At 70.6% G+C, this 18401-nt stretch carries 15 protein-coding genes; 3 read left to right on the top strand and 12 right to left on the bottom strand.

Going from position 1 to position 18401, the window contains the following annotated elements; genetic code table 11:
- Positions 1 to 70: 70 nt before the first annotated feature.
- Positions 71 to 946 (bottom strand): polysaccharide deacetylase, encoded by an 876-nt coding sequence (locus tag AB0F17_RS04710; protein WP_214638122.1) that lies wholly within the window; start codon positions 944 to 946, stop codon positions 71 to 73.
- A gap of 2 nt (positions 947 to 948) precedes the next feature.
- On the bottom strand, positions 949 to 1959 hold the full coding sequence (locus tag AB0F17_RS04705; protein ID WP_358016241.1) for an asparaginase: 1011 nt from the start codon (positions 1957 to 1959) through the stop codon (positions 949 to 951).
- A gap of 149 nt (positions 1960 to 2108) precedes the next feature.
- Here AB0F17_RS04705 and AB0F17_RS04700 point away from each other — a divergent pair, with 149 nt between their 5' ends.
- Positions 2109 to 3143: a substrate-binding domain-containing protein gene (locus AB0F17_RS04700; RefSeq protein ID WP_358016238.1), complete on the top strand. Its 1035-nt coding sequence runs from the start codon at positions 2109 to 2111 to the stop codon at positions 3141 to 3143.
- A 3-nt stretch (positions 3144 to 3146) separates the two neighbouring features.
- Here AB0F17_RS04700 and AB0F17_RS04695 read toward each other — a convergent pair whose 3' ends face one another.
- From AB0F17_RS04695 to AB0F17_RS04675, 5 genes are read right to left on the bottom strand one after another with little or no spacing between them, the layout of a single operon-like run.
- Positions 3147 to 3911, bottom strand: a complete 765-nt coding sequence (locus AB0F17_RS04695; RefSeq protein ID WP_358016235.1) for an amino acid ABC transporter ATP-binding protein — start codon at positions 3909 to 3911, stop codon at positions 3147 to 3149.
- On the bottom strand, positions 3908 to 4855 hold the full coding sequence (locus AB0F17_RS04690) for an amino acid ABC transporter permease (RefSeq protein ID WP_358016232.1): 948 nt from the start codon (positions 4853 to 4855) through the stop codon (positions 3908 to 3910). The genes AB0F17_RS04695 and AB0F17_RS04690 overlap by 4 nt, the downstream gene beginning before the upstream one ends.
- Positions 4852 to 5781, bottom strand: coding sequence for an ABC transporter substrate-binding protein (locus tag AB0F17_RS04685; RefSeq protein WP_358016229.1), 930 nt, complete (start codon positions 5779 to 5781; stop codon positions 4852 to 4854). Before AB0F17_RS04685 ends, AB0F17_RS04690 begins: the two co-directional genes overlap by 4 nt.
- A gap of 15 nt (positions 5782 to 5796) precedes the next feature.
- A complete protein-coding gene (locus AB0F17_RS04680; RefSeq protein WP_358016226.1) occupies positions 5797 to 6633 on the bottom strand; it encodes a nitrilase-related carbon-nitrogen hydrolase in 837 nt (278 codons plus the stop codon).
- Entirely contained in the window at positions 6630 to 7517 is an 888-nt protein-coding gene (locus AB0F17_RS04675; protein WP_358016223.1) for a hypothetical protein, read from the bottom strand. The genes AB0F17_RS04680 and AB0F17_RS04675 overlap by 4 nt, the downstream gene beginning before the upstream one ends.
- 160 nt (positions 7518 to 7677) lie before the next feature.
- On the opposite strand from AB0F17_RS04675, the gene AB0F17_RS04670 reads away from it, so the two are divergent.
- Positions 7678 to 9030, top strand: a complete 1353-nt coding sequence (locus AB0F17_RS04670) for an aminotransferase class I/II-fold pyridoxal phosphate-dependent enzyme (protein WP_358016220.1) — start codon at positions 7678 to 7680, stop codon at positions 9028 to 9030.
- Positions 9031 to 9041: 11 nt separating this feature from the next.
- On the opposite strand, the gene pip is transcribed toward AB0F17_RS04670, so the two are convergent.
- From pip to AB0F17_RS04650, 4 genes are all read right to left on the bottom strand, one after another.
- On the bottom strand, positions 9042 to 9989 hold the full coding sequence (gene pip / locus AB0F17_RS04665; protein ID WP_358016217.1) for a prolyl aminopeptidase: 948 nt from the start codon (positions 9987 to 9989) through the stop codon (positions 9042 to 9044).
- A 56-nt stretch (positions 9990 to 10045) separates the two neighbouring features.
- The gene (locus tag AB0F17_RS04660; protein ID WP_358016214.1) at positions 10046 to 12943 is read right to left on the bottom strand and encodes a M36 family metallopeptidase; all 2898 of its coding nucleotides are present in this window, start codon (positions 12941 to 12943) and stop codon (positions 10046 to 10048) included.
- 136 nt (positions 12944 to 13079) lie between these two features.
- Positions 13080 to 13916, bottom strand: coding sequence for an amidohydrolase family protein (locus AB0F17_RS04655; protein WP_358016211.1), 837 nt, complete (start codon positions 13914 to 13916; stop codon positions 13080 to 13082).
- A complete protein-coding gene (locus AB0F17_RS04650) occupies positions 13913 to 14602 on the bottom strand; it encodes a FadR/GntR family transcriptional regulator (RefSeq protein ID WP_358016208.1) in 690 nt (229 codons plus the stop codon). The genes AB0F17_RS04655 and AB0F17_RS04650 overlap by 4 nt, the downstream gene beginning before the upstream one ends.
- A gap of 166 nt (positions 14603 to 14768) precedes the next feature.
- Between AB0F17_RS04650 and AB0F17_RS04645 the strand changes: the two genes are divergently transcribed.
- On the top strand, positions 14769 to 17186 hold the full coding sequence (locus tag AB0F17_RS04645; RefSeq protein ID WP_358016205.1) for a glycoside hydrolase family 95 protein: 2418 nt from the start codon (positions 14769 to 14771) through the stop codon (positions 17184 to 17186).
- A 32-nt stretch (positions 17187 to 17218) separates the two neighbouring features.
- On the opposite strand, the gene AB0F17_RS04640 is transcribed toward AB0F17_RS04645, so the two are convergent.
- The gene (locus AB0F17_RS04640; RefSeq protein ID WP_358016202.1) at positions 17219 to 18316 is read right to left on the bottom strand and encodes an FCD domain-containing protein; all 1098 of its coding nucleotides are present in this window, start codon (positions 18314 to 18316) and stop codon (positions 17219 to 17221) included.
- Between the last annotated feature and the right edge of the window lie 85 nt (positions 18317 to 18401).

Genomic DNA, 18401 nt, shown 5'->3' with positions numbered 1-18401 from the left:
TTTCGGAGAAAGAGATGGGGGGTGTTCGCGCGTGCGTCATCGCCGGACCGGCATGAACGGCGCGGGGCCGTTATCGGGGTGAGCGGGCCTTGAAGTCGTCGGCGATCTCGTCGAAGGTGACCCAGCGCACACCCTCGTGGCCGTTGATGTACTCGATGAGCCGCTCGTGCATGAGCAGGCTCTGCGGCCGGCCCGAGACGTCGGGGTGGATGGTCATGGTGAAGACCGCGTAGTCCGATTCGCGGTACACCCAGTCGAACTGATCCCGCCACATCTCTTCGAGGTGGCGCGGGTTGACGAAGCCGTGGCTGTTCGGGCTGGCCTTGACGAACATCATCGGCGGGAGGTCGTCGAGGTACCAGTTCGCGGGGATCTCCACCAGGTCGGTCTCCTGGCCGCGCTCCAGCGGCTTCATCCACTCGGCCGCCGGGCGGGAGTAGTCGATCTTCGTCCAGGAGTCCCCGACCCGGACGTAGTACGGGGTGAAGTCGTTGTGCATGAGCGAGTGGTCGTACTTGATGCCCCGCTCCAGCAGGAGTTCGTTGGTGACGGGCGAGAACTCCCACCACGGGGCGACATAGCCGGTCGGCCTGCTGCCGGAGTACTTCTCGACCAGGTCGATGCAGTGGTCGAGGATCGCGCTCTCCTGGTCGCGGCTCATCGCGATCGGGTTCTCGTGCGAGTAGCCGTGCACGCCGACCTCGTGACCGCCGGCCACGACCATGCGGGTCTGGTCGGGGAAGGTCTCGATGGAGTGGCCGGGGATGAACCAGGTGGTCCGCAGGTCGTACTTCTCGAACAGGCGCAGCAGCCGCGGGACGCCGACCTCGCCGGCGAACAGCCCGCGCGAGATGTCGCACGGCGAGTCCTCCCCGCCGTACGAGCCCAGCCAGCCCGCGACGGCGTCGACGTCCACGCCGTACGCGACGAGAATCTCCTTGGGCATGGTCACTTCGTCCTTTCGATCGGAGAGGGGTTCCAGGTCCGCGCGCGCAGCTCCGCGCGTACACGGACCGGATCCCGATGCCAGCCGAGCAGCGCGCTGAGCAGGACGCGGGCCTGCGGTGAGCGCAGGGTTCCGGTGGGGATGGCACCGGCCTCGACGAGATCCGCGCCGCCGCCGTTGCCGTACAGGGCGACGACGGGCCCGGCGTCGACCCGGGTGGACAGGGCGACGACGACGCCGGCCTCGGTGATCCGGGCCACCTCGTCCCTGATCCGGGGGTTGGCGTTGCCCGCGCCCAGCGCCTGGAGGACGACTCCGGTGGCGCCCGCGTCGACCACCGCACGCAGCGCGGCGGCGTCGCAGCCCGGGTACAGGGCCACGATGTCGGTACGGACTCCGTCGAGGTCGAACGCGTCCAGGTCGAGCGGCTTTGCTCGCGCGGGCGTCATGAGGATGTTCACCTGGCCGTCACGTACGCGCCCCAGCGGCCCGCTGTCCGGCGCGGAGAACGCCGACGAGGCGAGCGTGTGGGACTTGCGGGTGCCGCAGGCGGCGAAGATCTGGCCGTCGAAGCCGATGAGCACCCCCAGCCCGCGGGCCCGGCCACCGGCCGCCACCGCGATCGCGTCGGCGAGGTTACGCGGGCCGTCGCCGTCCACCGCGTCGGCCGGCAGTTGCGCCCCCGTGAACACGATCGGCCGGGGATCGTCATGGAACAGATCGGCGAGGTAGGCCGTCTCCTCCATGCCGTCGGTCCCGTGGGTGACGACCACGCCGAGCACGTCTGGATCGGTGAACGCCGCGCGGGCCCGCACCGCGACCTCGCGCATGTCCGCGAGGGTGAACAGGTAGCTGCCCGCGCACAGCACGTCCACCCCGTCCAGTTCCACCCCGGGATCGACCGGGAGGCGGCCGAGAAGCTCGCGCACCCGGTCTTGGGCGAGACCCACTCCTTGCCCGTCGCGACGGGTGGCGATGGTCCCTCCCGTGGACAGGACGATGACCTTGGACACTCGCTGGCCTCCTCATTACCCAAACGTTTGCGCCAAACGTTTGGTAGCATCTGACCTGCGCCTACGAGATGTCAAGAACTTCACGTTAAAATCAAGAAAACCCCGCCAGCGGAAGCCGAGGGACATTGGCTGCGAAGAGGGCGCGACCGGTGACGCTGCAGATGATCGCCGACCAGCTCGGCCTGCACGTCTCCACGGTGTCGCGAGTGCTGCACGCGAAGCCCGGCGAAGGGCTGAGGGCCGCGTCGAGCCCCACCGTCGAGCGCGTGCGCAAGCTCGCCGACGAGCTCGGCTACCAGCGCAATCCCCACGCGATGAGCCTGCGCACCCAGCGGAGCAACCTGATCGGCGTGCTGGTCCCCCGGCTGTCCGACGTGGTTCTCGCGACCATCTACGAGGGCATCGAGGAGGCCGCCGCCGAGCTGGGCCTGTCGACGTTCGTCATCAACACGGGCGACCTGCCCGAGGTCCAGCGCGCCCGGACGGAGATGGTCCTCGGCCGGCGCGTCGACGGCATGATCTTCGGCGACGCGCACGCGGATTCGGGCTTCCTGGACGAGGTCGCCGCGCGCGGCGTCCCGTTCACCCTGGTCAACCGGCGGGCCGGGCAGCATCCGGCGGTGGTCTGCGACGACTATCTCGGCGGCCGGATGGTCGCGGAGCATTTTCTGCGGCTCGGGCACGAGGAGGTGGCGGTCGTCGCCGGCGAGCCGTACGCGAGCACCGGCGTCGACCGCACCGGCGGCTTCGTCGACAGATTCCGCGAGGCCGGGCTGCGGATCCCCGAGCACCGGATCGTGCACTCACGCTTCGACGCGCGAGGCGGTCGCGAGGGGACCGAACGCCTCCTCGCGACGGGCCCGCTCCCGTCGGCGCTCTTCGTGGTGAACGACTTCGGCGCCATCGGCACGATCGGCGCGCTGCGCGACCACGGGCTGCGGGTCGGCGCGGACATCGCGGTCGTGGGCTTCAACGACACGCCGCTGGCCGCCGAGCTGCCGGTCCCGCTCACCTCGGTCCGCTCGCCCATGCACGAGATGGGCCGCCGCGGGCTTCACCAGCTCGTACGGGTCCTCGAAGGCGAGCCCGGCGAGACCGAACTCCTGCGTCCGCAGCTCATCGTCCGCGCGTCGAGCGACCCGGAGCTGTACGCCGGGCTCATGCGGAAGATGGCCACAACCTGAGATCTAGAGGACCTTGCTGAGGAAGGCTCGGGTCCGGGGGTTCTGCGGGTTGTCGAGCACCTCAGAGGGCGGCCCGGACTCCACGATGACGCCGCCGTCCATGAACACCACCCGGTCGGCCACCTCGCGGGCGAATCCGACTTCGTGGGTGACGACGATCATGGTGAGGCCGTCGTTGGCCAGGCCCTTCATGGTGGCGAGCACCTCGCCCACGAGTTCGGGGTCCAGCGCGCTGGTGGGCTCGTCGAAGAGCATCAGCTTGGGCTCCATGGCCAGTGCGCGGGCGATGGCGACGCGCTGCTGCTGGCCGCCGGAGAGCTGGCGGGGGTAGCTGTTCGTCTTGTCCACCAGGCCCACCCGCTCCAGCAGGGCGAGCGCGCGGGCACGGGCCTTCGCGCGTGATTCGCGGCGCACGCCGACGGGCGCCTCCATGATGTTCTGCACCACGGTGAAGTGCGGGAACAGGTTGAACTGCTGGAAGACCATGCCGATCTCCCGGCGCTGGCGGGTGATGTCCCGATCGCCCAGGTGGTGCACCCGGCCGCCGGAGGCGCGGAAGCCGATCAGCTCGCCGTCGACGTGGATGGCGCCGCCCTCGATGGTCTCCAACTGGTTGACGCACCGCAGGAACGTCGACTTGCCCGACCCGGAAGGACCGAGGATGACGACGACCTCGCCCCGCTCGACGGTCAGGTCGATGCCTTTGAGCACCTCCAGGTGGCCGAAGCTCTTGCGTACGGCCCGGGCGTGCACCATGGGCATGCTCATGATGGCGTCTCCTCGCGGGTCGGGGCCGGCGCGGCCTGCCGCCGCCGGAACAGCAGGAAGCTCCAGAAGCTCTGGGGAGCGTTCCGCGTGGCGCCGCGCGCGTAGTGGCGTTCGATGAAGGACTGGCCCACGTACAGGACCGAGGTGATCAGCAGGTACCAGACGCAGGCCACGATCAGCAGCGGGATGGTCTGGAAGGTGCGGTTGTAGATCGCCTGCACGGTGTACAGCAGGTCGGCGAGGGCGATGACGCTGACCAGCGAGGTGGCCTTCAGCATGCTGATGACCTGGCTGCCGGTCGGCGGCACGATGAACCGCATCGCCTGCGGCAGGATGATCCGGCGGAACGTGCGCCCGCGGCTCATGCCGAGCGCCGACGCGGCCTCGGTCTGGCCGGGGTCGACGGACATCAGACCACCGCGGATGATCTCCGCCATGTACGCGGCCTCGTTGAGCCCCAGACCGAGAATGGCGGCGAGCAGCGGCGTGATCAACTGGTTGGTGTCGGCCGACAGGAACTCCGGGCCGAACGGGACGCCGAACGAGATCCGCGGCATCAGGGCGGACAGGTTGTACCAGAGCACGAGCTGCACCAGCACCGGCGTCCCGCGGAAGAACCAGACGTAGAGCCCGGAGACGATCCGCGCGATCGGGTTCTGGGAGAGCCGCCCCATCGCGACGAGCACCCCGCCGACCACGCCGACGGCCATGGCGATCACGGTCAGGTAGAGCGTGGTGACGATGCCCGCCCCGATGACCTGGGCGTTGAAATAGCGGGCGACCACGTCCCACTTGAAGTTGGGGTTGGTGACCAGCAGGTTCACCAACTGGGCGGCCAGGATCAGCAGGATGATCGAGGCCACCCAGCGCAGCGGGTGCCGCGTCCGCGCCGCCCCCGCGACGTCGATGTCGGGGGGCGAGTGCCGCTCGGTGGCGGTCGTCACTGCTTCGCCAGGTTGACGCCGGCCTGCTTCAGCATGTTTCCGTTGGTTCCCCACTTCGTCATGGCCTTCTCGTACGTCCCGTCGTCGATCAGCTTCTGGATGGCGTCCTTGAGCACGTCACGCAGCGGCGAGTCCTTGGCCACGACGGCCCCCTGATAGAGGGTGTCGAATCCGTTGGCCTGGCCGGTGCCCGCCAGCTCCAGTTCGCCACCCGACTGCTTCACGAAGTACGTCAGGGGCGCCTGCGAGGAGAAGAAGCCGTCGGCCCGGCTGGAGCGGACCGCGAGGATCGAGGTGGGCTGGTCCTTGTAGGACTGGACCTCGACCTTCTTCTTGCCGTCCTTGACGCAGGTGTCGGACTGCGCCTTGACCACCTTCTCCGCCGACCCGCCGGCCATCACGGAGATCCGCAGCCCGCAGGTGTCGGCGATCGACTGGATCTTGTGCGGGTTGCCCTTCGGCACGGCGAAGACGACGAACTCCTGCACCCAGTCGACGAAGTCGTTGGAGACCTGGCGGTCGGGGAAGTCGCCCACCGGCCCGAGGGCCAGGTCGTAGCGGCCGGCCGCGATGCCGGTGAGCTGGCTGGGCAGCCCGTCCACGGTCACGTGCTCGATCTTGACGCCGAGCAGGCCGCCCAGCTCTTCGGCCAGTTCGGCCGCGGCACCGGTCATCGTCTTGCCGTCGGTGCCGGCGATCTCGTACGGCGGGAACGAGCCGTTGTTCACCGAGACCAGCTTGCCCGCGGTCTTCACCTTGTCGGGCAGGCGGTCGAACAGGGCCTGGTCCTTGGCGTGGGTGGCAGCGGCGGGGGCGGACGAGCTGTTGTCCCCGACGGCGCCTTGGCTCTCCGTGGGGTTGGCGCCGCATCCGGCCAGCAGCAGGGCCCCGGCCATGACGGCTCCTACGGCATGGGTCTTACGCATTACGCGCTCCTTGGGCTATCGAGAGCCGGTCGTGGGACCGGTCGAGGGGGTGATGGGGCGGGGATCGACTTTGAAACGCCGGTTGGCGAGGACGGGCAGGGTCTGGCGGGCCTGGTCGAGTTCCTCGGCCGAGGCTTCGGACCAGAGCAGACCCGGGGTGTCGCCGCCGAGCCGGGCACGGGTGATGCCGAGCGGATCGACGAACATGCTGGCGCCGATGTTGCGGCGGCCGCACTCGCCGGAGGCGGCGACGTAATAGGTGTTCTCCAGGGCGCGGGCGGTGACCATGACCTCCCAGTGCCACTCCTTGGCGGGTCCCCGTACCCAGGCCGCGGGCAGGGCAACCACCTGGGCGCCCTGGTCGGCGAGGATCCGGGCGATCTCGGGGAACCGGACGTCGTAGCAGGTCATCATGCCGACCTTCCAGCCGGCGCAGTCGATGACGACGGGGTTGTCCGAGCTCGCCAGCACGTTGTCCGACTCACGCCGGCCGAAGGCGTCGTACAGGTGCAGCTTGCGGTAGATGTCGATGATCTGGCCGTCGCGCAGCGCGACCAGCGTGTTGATCACCCGGCCGTCCTCGGCGGGCTGGTGCATGCCGACGATCACCGTGGTGGACGTGCCGCGGGTGCGCTCGGCCAGCCCGGTGACGAACGGCCCGTCGAGCGGCTGGGCCGCCTGCCGGATCCGGATCGGGTCGTCGACGAACAGGGCCATCGCCCCTTCCGGGAGCACCAGCAGGTCCGCGTTCCCGGCCGCGGCCTCGTCGAAGAGGTCGGTACAGGTCTTCAGGTTGGCCGTCCAGTCCTCGGCTGAGGCGAACTGGCCGATCGCGACGCGCAGATTGTTCATGAGGCGAAGACCTCCTGAGAGTCGATGGGAGCGGGGGCGATCCCCTGGGCGTGCAGTTCCGCGCAGAAGGCCGCGGTCATCGCGGCGTTGGCGGCCGTGCCGTACGGCATCCAGTCCTCGCCGAAGGCCGCCTGGGTCCTGCTCAGGTCGGCGAGCAGCCACGGGGTGGTGTCGGTCAGGAGGCGCCGCCGCGCCAGCCAGTGCCGCTTGGACCGCTCGAAGAGCTCCTGCACGGCCCCCGGCAGCTCGGGGTGGCGCTCGACGACCTCGCGCTTGAGCGTCACCAGGTGGATGCCGGGGATGAAGCCGTTGCGGTGGAAGTAGTCGAGTTCGGCCGCCGGGTGGTCGGCCAGGAGGTGACGGAACCGGCTCTCCGGCGTGAAGAAGCCCGCGGGCATGAACGGCGTCATGATCGCGTCGAGCCGTCCGGCGTCGAGCTCCTCCGCCAGCGAGCCGTCGGTCACGCTGACGTTGTCCGGCAGCTTCATCCCGCCGACGCGGTCCTTGCCCGGCTCGGGCGCGTCCACGGCGCCGACCGTCCACTCGATCCCGGTCAGGTCGACTCCGGCCGCCCGCAGGAGTGCCCGCGTCCAGGTGTTGCCCGAGTCCGGCCAGCCGGTGAGGCCCACGCGGGCCCCCTTCAGCTCGGCGAACTCGCGTAGCTCGCTGTCGCGGCGCACCAGCACGCACCGCTGCCGGAAACCGCGCATCACGAAGACGGGCAGCCCCACCAGCCGGTCGTCACCCTGGGCCCGGCCGAGGACGTACCTGCTGAAGGAGGTCTCCCCGCCGTCCAGCTCCGGCTCGCTCAGTACGTCCGGCGTCATCGCCCGGGAATCGAGATCCAGGTCGAACGCCTCGGACGTCAGCGTCCCCGTCGCCACGGGAACGAGGTGATCCCAGTCGCGGAGACCAAGCCGAATGCGAGGTTTCGTCACAAAAACTCCCCTTAGTTATGTATTGGGCTGTACCTTATGTTCAGCGAAATCCGCTACACAAGCTGTGCTTTGTTGCTGAACAAAGCTTTGTCCGATGGGAGGTCTCGTGGAGGTGGATCCCGCCTGGCTCGGGCAGCAGGTGCGCGAACCCAGTGCGCGCGGCGTCGCCACCTGTCTGATCGACCTGATCAGGCAGGGAACGCTGCGCCCCGGCGCGCGGCTGCCCACCGTGCGGCGGCTGGCCCGCGAGCTGGGCGTCAGCCCGAGCACCATCGCCGAAGCCTGGTCGGAGCTGCGGAAACACCGGATGATCGGTACGGATGGCCGGCGCGGAACGGTCGTGCTCGGGCCTCCGGGCGTGCCGCACCCCGCGCGCTACGAGCGGATCGGCCACTTCGGCAACCGGCTGGCGATCGACCTCGCCATGGCGGCGCCGGACCGGGCGCTGCTCCCGCCCCTCGGCGCCGCGCTCGCCGCGGCCTCCACGGCCGAAGGGCTCAACGACTACACCCGCGAGACGATCACCCCGCGCCTGCGGGCCGCCGTCGAGCCTACCTGGCCTTTTCCCGCGCAAGGCTGGCTGGCGCTCGGCGGCGGGTACGAAGGCGTCCAACTGCTCTGCCAGACGACCGCCCTGCCCGGCGACCGCATCGCCATCGAGGAACCCACGGCGGCCAGGCTGCTGGACATCCTGGAGATGATCGGCGTCGAGCTGGTCCCGGTCGCCTGTGACGAGGACGGGCCCATCCCGGCCGCGCTCGCCGAAAGCCTGCGCTCCAGCCCGGTGGCGTTCGTCTACCAGCCGCGCGGCCACTCACCGTGCGGCCATGCCGTGCCCGAGGCCCGCTCCGCCGAGCTGGCCCGGCTCCTCGCGCCCACGAACACCCTCATCGTCGAGGACGACGGGATCGGCGACCTGTCCGCCGAGCCCCTGAACAGCCTCGGGACGACGCTGCCCGAGCGGACGGTGCTCGTGCGCTCCTACTCCAAGTCGCACGGACCCGACCTCCGGCTCGCGATCATCGGCGGGGCCGCGGACGCCGTGGAACGGGTACGCGTGCTGCGTAGCTTCGGCACCGGCTGGACCAGCCGGATCCTCCAGGACACCCTGGCCCACCTGCTCACCGACCCCGCCACACAGGCGATCGTGGAGCGGGCCCGCACCACGTACGCCCGGCGCCGCGCGAGCCTGGCCGCCCTGCTGTCCACCCGCGGCGTGCACACCGGCGGCCGGGACAGCCTCGTGCTGTGGGTCCCCGTCCACGACGAGTCGGAGGCCCTGGTCACGCTGGCCGCGCACGGCATCTCGGCGGCGCCCGGCAGCCGTTATCGGGTACGCCAGGGACGGCCGCACCTCCGGCTGGCCATCGCCGCCCTCACCGAGGAACCGGCCGAACTCGGCGAGCTCGCCGACGTGATCGCCCTGGCCGCCAAACGACCGGGCGCCGACCGGCACTAGCGCCCGCGGGCTCAGGTCGCGAAGCCGTCCAGAGCCGCCTGGACCTCCTTGCGCATGGTGTCGCTGCCGGTGTGCCCCGAGTCGTCCACCACGACGAGCCGGGCGGCGGGCCAGCGTTGGGCCAGGTCCCAGGCGTTCTCCAGCGGCGAGCCCAGGTCGAAGCGGCCATGGAGGAGCACGCCGGGAATCCCGGCCAGTTTGTCGGCCTCGCGGAGCAGAATGCCCTCCTCCAGCCAGGCGGCGTTGGAGAAGTAGTGGGCGCAGATCCGTACGAAGGCCAGGAGGGCGAGGGGCGGCCGGTCACTGTAGGCGTTCGGCGAGCCGTTGACCTCCATGGAGATCACCGTGTCCTCCCACGCCGTCCAGTCATGGGCGGCTTTGGCGCGGACGGCGGGGTCGGGGTCGGACATGCGGCGCGCGTAGGCGGCCAGCACCTCGCCGTCGTTCTCGGCCTCGGGGACGCCCTCCCGGAAGCGCTGCCGCTGCTCGGGGAAGTAGCGGCCGACGCCGAAGTAGAGCCAGTCGATCTCGGAGCGGCGCGTCATGGTGACGCCGCAGATCACCATCTCCGACACCCGCGTGGGATGCGTCTCGGCGTAGGCGAGCATGAGCGTGGACCCCCACGAGCCGCCGTAGAGCAGCCACTGGTCGACGCCGAGGTGCTCGCGCAGTCGTTCCATGTCGGCGATCAGGTGGTGGGTGGTGTTGGTGGTCAGATCGGTGGCCGGGTCACTGGCGTGCGGCCGGCTCCGGCCGCAGTTGCGCTGGTCGAACAGGATGATGCGGTAACGCTCGGGATCGAAGCCGCGCCGCTGACGCGGCGTGCAGCCCGAACCGGGGCCGCCGTGGACGACGAGCGCGGGCTTGCCCTGGGGGTTCCCGCAGACTTCCCAGTAGACGAGATGGCCGCCGCCGACGTCGAGATGCCCATGGTCATAGGGCTCGATGGGAGGGTACACCGGTCAAAATTTAGTACGGCTCGCGCCCGGTGTGAGCGCAAGCCGTACTACGGGGGTCAGAACGAGAACGCCTGGAATTCGGCGGCTCGGGCCTGGTCGCGGAAGGGGCTGGCCGTGGCGCAGTCCGTCGAGGAGTTGGGGTCGGCGTCCTGTTCACCGGCGTAGAGCGGGTTGCCGGTGCACTGGGTGGTGAGCGTGCGGAGCATCAGGTGGGTGGCGGTGGTGGTGGGGATGTTGAACGACTTGATGAGCAGGTTCGCGCCACGGGGACGAGGGCGCGTGGTCTTGAACGCGTCCGCGGGGCTGGTGTAGATCTTCCTGAAGTTCGCCGGGTCGGCGCAGTCCTTGGCGCAGGCGAGCACCTCGAAGGAGCGCAGGGCGGTGAAGCGGTTCTGCGCGCCGGGGTCGGCCGGGTCGCTGATGTTGGGTCTGAGCATGGCGCTGACCTGGACTCTGCGGATCTTGACGGGAGTGTCGCCCGCCAGGTCCACCGTGACCGACCTGCCGGCCGGCGCCCCGGTGAGCGAGGCCCAGTTCGTGGCCTCGGTCTCGTCGATCAGCTTGGCCTGGTTGACGCCGTCGCCCGAGGCCGTCGCGCCGGCCGTGGCCGAGGCGAGGTTACGTGACAGCGGCAGGGGTAGCGGCAGCTTCGCGCCGCCCACCACCGGGAACTTCAGCCGCGTGTGCCCGAACCCGTTGCCCGCCACCACGAAGTCGTAGAGGCCGGGCGTCATCTCGACGGTGTCGCCGAGCGGCGTCGCCGGGTCGGTGTCGGCGACCGGGACCACCCGTCCCTCGTAGTCGCCCACGTACAGGCGCAGCGCCGCGCCCTTCGCCTCGCCCAGCGGCTTGAGCTGCAGCGAGCCGTTCTTGCCTGCCGGGTTGACGAAGCTGGGCGTGGGGTCGGGGTCGTTCGGGCCGACGCTCGCCGCGTTCGCGCCCAGGCCGTGCTCGGCGAACACGCGCCACATGATGTCCTGGTCCGCGCCGTCGAAGCGCAGCGCGTCGGCCGCGAGCAGCGCGTCCCGGTGGTCGACGTAGCTGACCGCGCCGGAGGCCATCAGCAGCAGGGCGTCGAGGGAGAGCTGGGCCCAGCGCCGGTTGCCCGGGCACCTGCCGATCGGCGTCTTGCCGTCCGCGCAGGCCCGCTGCTGCTTCGCGGTGCCCTTGCCGTACCGCTTGACGAAGGCGTCCCGCACGTCGAACTGGGTGGCCGACCAGATCTCGCCGTCGGCGTGGACCTGCTGGCCCACCAGGTCGTAGGCGATGTCGCTGTAGTTGAGCGGCGACTTCGACATGTCGTAGTTCCGGATACCCCGCTCGCGGTCTCCGGTGACGTAGCCGCCCGTGACGTACGGAGTCAGGCCCGAGGGGCGGAAACCGTACTCGAACAGGTACTCCATCGCCATCAGGTCGGAGGTGCTCTCGTTCATCGCGCCGGCCTGGGCGCCGCTCCAGCCGGCGGTCGGGCCGCCGATCATGCGGCCGGAGATGGCGTGGGTGTCCTCGTGGCCGATCACCGACATGTCGTAGTCGCCGTCCACGCACGGGGAGTAGAACGAGCCCGCGATCGGCTGCCACAGGTACATGTTCGTGATCGGCGCGACCCCGTCGGGGCCGGTGATCTGGTTGGCGTTGTCGCGGACGGTCAGGTCGCGGGCGCCCGCCTGGGCGTTGCCCTGCTCGGGGTCGTTGCCGAGGCCGCCTCGGTCGCCGTTGTTCACCTGCATGTTCCACGCGGTCTCGGTGAAGCCGAGCCGATAGGACCAGTCGTGCATCCTGTTGTGCATGGCGTTCAGGTTGGCGATCGCGGCTTCGAGGTCGTTCTCGCCGCTCTGGTCGAACACCGCGGGGTTGCACTTCGCCGTGTACCAGGTGTTCTGCCACGGGTAGGAGTAGTTCCGGCTCGGCCTGAGCACGTTGCTGCGGGTGCCGACCGTGAACGGGTCGCCGCTCGCCCGGTTCTCGAACGTCTTCGCCGCGTTGCCGACGCTGGTGCCGGTCGGGGTGTTCGTGGCGTGGTCGACGTCCCACGCCTTGCCGGTCGGCGGGTCGCCGCCGGTCACGTAGTCACAGCCGGGAGCCGCCGCGAAGCACCAGGTCTGGCGGGTGTCGGTGGCGGAGTAGTCGTCCGGCGGGTTCGACGGGAACGCCGACCAGTGCGGGTTGTCCGGGTCGAAGTGCTCGACCAGGTTCTCCCGGACCAGGATCGCGCCGCTGACCGCGTCCACGTGCGTGGTGTAGCCGGCCGCCTCGTCCTGACCGCCGATCAGGACGACCTGGTACGCGTTGTGCACCCCGTCGGGTGCCGGTACGGCCACCGCGCTGACCTGCTTGGTGACGGCCGTGGCCAGGTCGATGCCGTCGTCCCTGGCCGCGATCTCCAGGGCCTGCCGCTCGGTGATCGTGGCGGCCGGCGGCGCCCCGGTGTCGCGCGACAGCGAGGAGGTGACGTGCCTGACCTTGCCGTCGGCCACGCCGATCGCGACGAGGCCGTCCACGCCGGCCGGCAGGTCGCCGAAGCGCTGGCGCAGCAGTACGGCATGGCCCGCGCCGATGGGGTTGACCGCGACCTTCTCCAGGGCGTCGACCGACGCGCCGGACAGGCCGAAGACCCGCTCGTTGTTCTTGAGATAGGCGCGTGCGGCCTGCTCCGGGTCGGCGCCCAGCCCTTCGGCAAGCGGCGCGGCGCTGGTGATGGCGGCCGGGGTGCCCAGCGCGTTCCAGCGGATCTCGGCCGCCGCGCCCGCGCTCCGTGCGTTGATCCCGACCGGCGGCGGGACTCTGCCTTGCCGGTTGTCCAGGTCGGGCTTGCCGGGCTCGCCGTCCTGAACGTCTTGGATCTGGGGAACTGTCCCGCCCGGTTCACTCCGGGCGGCTCCGGTGAGGGGTAGAGAGGACGCCGCGATGGCGAGGACGACGACAGTGCTGCGTAACCAGGGTCTGGTCGACACCTTTTCCTCCTGCACGCCAGGGACTTGCGCGATCAGGTCCCGCGCCTCCGCAAGAGTTAACACTGGTTCTATGAGCTGACAAGATCTTGTAAAGCCTGCGATATCGGCGTATGGGGGATATAAAAAGCGGCCCGCGTCAGCGCTCCCGCAGCCGGTACGCCCGGCGTGCCGTACCCCCGAAGACGTCCGCCCGCTCCCCCGCCGACAGGCCCGCGCACAGCTCATCGGCCGCCGACACGACCCGCTCGTAATCCGCCGCGAGCAGGCAGACCGGCCAGTCCGACCCGAACATCACCCGCTCAGGACCGAACGCCGCCAGCACCGTCTCGGCATAGGGCCGCAGGTCGGCCACCTGCCAGGATGCCCAGTCGGCCTCGGTGACCATCCCGGACAGCTTGCAGTACACGTTGGGGTGTCCGGCCAGCTCCCGGATCCTGCTCGCCCACGGTTCGAGCTCCCCCGAGGCGATCGGCGGCTTGGCCAGGTGATCGAGGACGAACGTCAGCTCGGGCATGGCGGCCACCGTGTCGATGGCGGCGGGCAGCTGACGCGGCAGCGTGAGCAGGTCGTAGGCCAGGCCCGCCGCGGCGACGGCGGCCAGCCCGCGGCGGACGTCCGGGCGGGTGAGCCAGCCGGGGTCGGGTTCGGCCTGCACGCCGTGCCGGACTCCTACCAGCCCGCCGGGCAGCCCGGCCAGCGTCTCCGCGGCGGCGGGCGAGGTGAGGTCGATCCAGCCCACGACGCCCGCCACCAGGTCGGACTCCGCGGCCAGCGCCAGGAACTCCGCGGTCTCCGCCAGGTCGGGCAGCACCTGCACCAGCACGGTCTCGCTCACTTTGTCCGCGGCCGCGTGCCCGGCGAGCCGGTCGAGGGTGAAGGTGCGGCGGATCGGCGCCAGCTTCTCGGCATCGAGCCAGGCGTGGGGCCGGACGGCGAGGTCCCAGACGTGGTGGTGCGCGTCTAAGCGGGTCATCTCGACTCGGCGGCGAGGACGAGGCGGAACCAGCTTTCGGTCGTGCTGATGTGCATCAGCGCCGCGGCCTGGGCCAGCGGGGCGTCCCGCGCGGCGAGCGCGTCGTAGATCGCCTCGTGCTCGGCCAGCGTGCGGTCGGCGCTGCCCGCCACCACGGTCCCGCGCCACACGCGCATCCGCATCGTCCGGCCGGAGATGCCGTCGAGCAGCGTGCACAGCGTCTCGTTGCCGGTCGCGGCCACCACCGCGCGGTGGAAGGCGGCGTCGAAGTGGTTGAGCTTCTCCACGTCGTCACTGACCTCCCGCATGGCCGCCAACTGCTCGCCGATGACGGCGAGCTGGGCGTCGGACACCCGGGTGGCGGCCAGCGCCGTCGCGACCGGCTCGAACAGCCGCCGGGTCTCGATGACCTCCATAAGCGTGTCGTCGCGCAACAGCTCGATGGCGATGCCGAGCCCTTCGAGCAGCAGCGCCGGCTCCAGGCTGGTGACGTACGTGCCGTCGCCCCTGCGCACGTCGAGGACACGCGCCACGACCAGCGCCTTGACCGCCTCGCGCAACGGGTTGCGTGAGACGCCGAGCTGGGCGGCGAGCTGCGGTTCGGGCGGCAGCCGCGAGCCCGGCGGGAGCTCTCCGGACTGGATGAGCTGCCGGATCCGGGCGATGGCCTCGTCGGTCAGGGACATCTGATCCTCTCCGGCGGGAGATCGTTCGCAGGCTGGAATCTAACAAACATCCCATGTTCTGGCCAGCCCCCTGCGCCAAACGTGGGGGGCTGGACAGAAGATCCCTATCGAGCGTACTAATACATCCCACGTCCGCCTTAACCTCCGCGCAACAAAAGGAGTAATGGTGACCCACGGCTACACACGCAGGGGCGTGCTCACGACCGGGCTGGGAGCCGCGGCCGGTTCCCTGCTCACGAGCGGCCTCGCCGCGGACCCGGCGCGGGCCGCCCGGTCCGCGCCGGACAACCCCCTCACTCTCTGGTACGGCAAACCCGCCGCGGCCTGGCTGGAGGCATTACCTGTCGGCTGCGGGAGACTCGGCGCCATGGTCTTCGGCGGCGTGGCCACCGAACGCCTGCAGCTCAACGAGGACAGCATCTGGGCCGGCGGCCCGCACGTCTACGACAGCCCCGAGGCACTGGCCGCGCTCCCGCAGATCAGGCAACTGGTCTGGGAGGACAAGTGGCAGGCGGCGCAGAACCTGGCCGACCAGAAGTTCCTCGGCCGGCCCAGCGAACAGGCCCCCTACCAGGTGCTCGGCGACCTGGCGCTGACCTTCCCGGGTTCCGCCGAGTTCACCGAGTACCGCCGCGAGCTCGACCTGACCCGCGCCGTCACCACGGTCACCTACGTCCGCGACGGCGTCCGCCACACGCGCGAGGTCTTCGCCAGCAACCCCGACCAGGTCATCGTGGTACGCCACACGGCTGACAAACCGGGCGCGGTGACGTTCCAGGCGGCCTTCTCCAGCGCGCAGAGCTCGACCACGGCCGCGACCGGCCAGGCCTCGATCGCACTCGACGGGGTCAGCGGCGAGACCCAGGAAATGAAGGGCGAGGTACGTTTCCAGGCCTTGGCCAGGGCCGAGGCGAAGGGCGGCACGGTCCGCACCGACGGCGGCACGCTGATCGTGGAGGGCGCCGACGAGGTCACGCTGCTGATCTCCATGGGTTCGAGCTACCGGAGCTTCAAGGACGTCGGCGGCGACCCCGCCCAGGTGGCGGAGCGGCATCTGGGGCGGGCGAGCGGGCGGCCGTACGAGGTGCTGCTGCGCAAGCACGTACGGGATTACCAGCGGCTTTTCGGGCGGGTGGCGATCGACCTGGGCACCTCGGAGGCGGTCGCGCTGCCGACCGACGAGCGCATCGCCCGCAAGCAGCTCGACACTGACCCGCAGCTCGCCGCGCTGTACTTCCAGTTCGGCCGCTACCTGCTGATCTCCAGCTCCCGCTCGCCCGGCTACGCCGCCAACCTTCAGGGCATCTGGAACGACTCGCTCACGCCCGCGTGGGAGTCCAAGTTCACCATCAACATCAACTGCGAGATGAACTACTGGCCGGCCGCGCCGGCCAACCTCACCGAGTGCATGGAGCCGCTGTTCGATCTGATCAAGGACCTGGCCGAGTCGGGGGCCAGGACCGCCAGGACGCAGTACGGCGCGGGCGGCTGGGTGGCCCACCACAACACGGACGGCTGGCGCGGGACCGCGCCCGTCGACTTCGCCTTCTACGGCGTGTGGCCGAGCGGCGGCGCGTGGCTCTGCCTGACGCTGTGGGAGCACTACCTCTACACGGGTGACGAGCGGCGGCTGCGCGAGCACTTCCCGCTGATCAAGGGCTCGGTGGAGTTCTTCCTGGACACGCTGCAGACCGACCCCAGGACCGGCTACCTGGTGACCAACCCCTCGCACTCCCCCGAGGTGGGCCACCACGAGGACGGTGGCGAGAACGTCAGCATCTGCGCGGGTCCGACCATGGACATGCAGATCCTGCGGGACCTGTTCGGCGCGTTCGAGGAGGCTGCGACGATCCTCCGGCTGGAGGAGGGGATGCGGGAGCGGGTGAAGCAGGCCCGGGCCCGGCTGGTGCCCACCCAGGTGGGTCATCTCGGCCAGATCCAGGAGTGGCAGGAGGACTACCGGGGCGACGCCGCGTTGTCGCGCAGCCGGCACATCTCACATCTGTGGGGGCTGTTCCCGAGCCACCAGATCGACCCGCGCCTGACCCCCGACCTGGCCACGGCGGCCCGCCGGACGCTGGAGCTGCGGGGCGAGGCGGGGGCGGGCTGGTCGCTCGCCTGGAAGATCAATTTCTGGGCGCGGCTGCTGGACGCGCCGGAGGCGTACAAGCGGCTGAGCAATCTGCTGCTGCCCGCCCGTACGGCGCCCAACATGTTCGACCTGCATCCGCCGTTCCAGATCGACGGCAACTTCGGGGGGACCTCGGGGATCACCGAGATGCTGCTGCAGAGCCACGGCGACCAGGTGCACCTGCTGCCGGCGCTGCCCGCGGCCTGGCCGGCGGGGTCGTTCGGCGGGCTGCGGGCTCGGGGCGGCTTCGAGATCGACCTGGAGTGGAGCGGCGGGGCCGTCCTCCACGGGAAGATCTGCTCGGACCTGGGGCGGAAGCTCACGCTCCGCACCGCGAAGGACGTCACGGTCACCGAGCACGGCAGGCCGGTCAAGAGCGAGCGACCGGAGCCGGGGGTGATCGTCTTCGACACTCGGCGCGGCGGGGTCTACGACCTGGCCGCGTCCGCCTGAGCGTCAACCGGAGCGTCCGCCGGGACGACGTCCTACGCGTCCGCCGGGACGTCGGCCTGGGCAGCCGCCTGAGGTGGCCGGTTTCGGGGCGGGGTGCGGGAGGACTCGCCCCGGGCGTGGGCGGCGAACAGGCGGGCCGCCTCGTCCGGGTCGCCGGCGGCCAGCGCCGCCGCCAGGTCGTCGTGGTAGTCCGCCATCGCGCCCCAGTCGCCACCGTAGAGCGGGTTGCCGACCACGTGCAGGCTCCACAGGTTGGACTCGATGGTCCGCCAGAGCCGCAGCAGGAAGGAGTTGCCGCAGGCGGCGCAGACGCGCCGGTGGAAGGCCAGGTCGGCGTCCCTGAACGCGCCGATGTCGCCGTCGCTCGCCGCCTGCCGCATCGCCCGCACGTCGCCCGCGAGCTGCCGCAGCGTCTCGGGCCGGACGCGGGTGGCGGCGCCGCGCGCGGCGTACTCCTCCAGCAGCACCCGGATGTCGCGGACCTCGCGGGCCTGCTCGTCGGAGATCTCCGCGACGTAGCTGCCCCGGTTGGGATAGGAGATGACCAGGCCCTCGTGCGCCAGCCGCTTGATCGCCTCCCTGGCCGGGGCCTGGCTGGTGCCGACCCGGCGGGCGATCTCCGACTCCACCAGCCGCTGCCCGGCCACCAGCTCGCCGGCCACGATCCAGCCGCGCAGCAGCGCGTAGACCCGGTCGGACAGCAGTTCCCTGGGCAGCACCCGGGCCGCGGGCGGCGCGACCTGCTGCTCCTGCCAGATGCGCGCGACCGTGGACTGCGAGAGGCCGAGCTGCTTGGCCATCGTGCGGGTGGACGGCACGGCGGACCCGGTGGCCGCGGCCGCGATCACCCGCTCGGCCTCCTGCCGCTCCGCGGTGCGCGGGCGGCCGGGGCGCGGCGCGTCCGCCAGGCCGTCGAGGCCCCGTTCGATGAACCGGTCGCGCCACTTGGTGACGGTCGCGGGACTCACCGCCAGCCGCGTCGCGATCTCGTTGCGGGGCAGGCCGTCGGCGCAGGCGAGCACGATGCGGCTGCGCAGGCGCAGGTTTCCGCCGCCCTCCGCCCATGCCCGCAGGGCGGCGAGCTCCGCCGCGCCGAGCACCAGCCGCTTGCCGTCCTCGCGTCCAGCCATCCGCCCATCCTAACGTATTTATGACTCAGGCAATCCGCTGGATACCTATTTACGTGGCCCTTGACGAGCCTATGTGACCTACGTA

The organism is Nonomuraea sp. NPDC026600 (assembly GCF_040638335.1).
Lineage (GTDB): Bacteria > Actinomycetota > Actinomycetes > Streptosporangiales > Streptosporangiaceae > Nonomuraea.
This window is presented reverse-complemented; position numbering and strand designations above follow the sequence as displayed.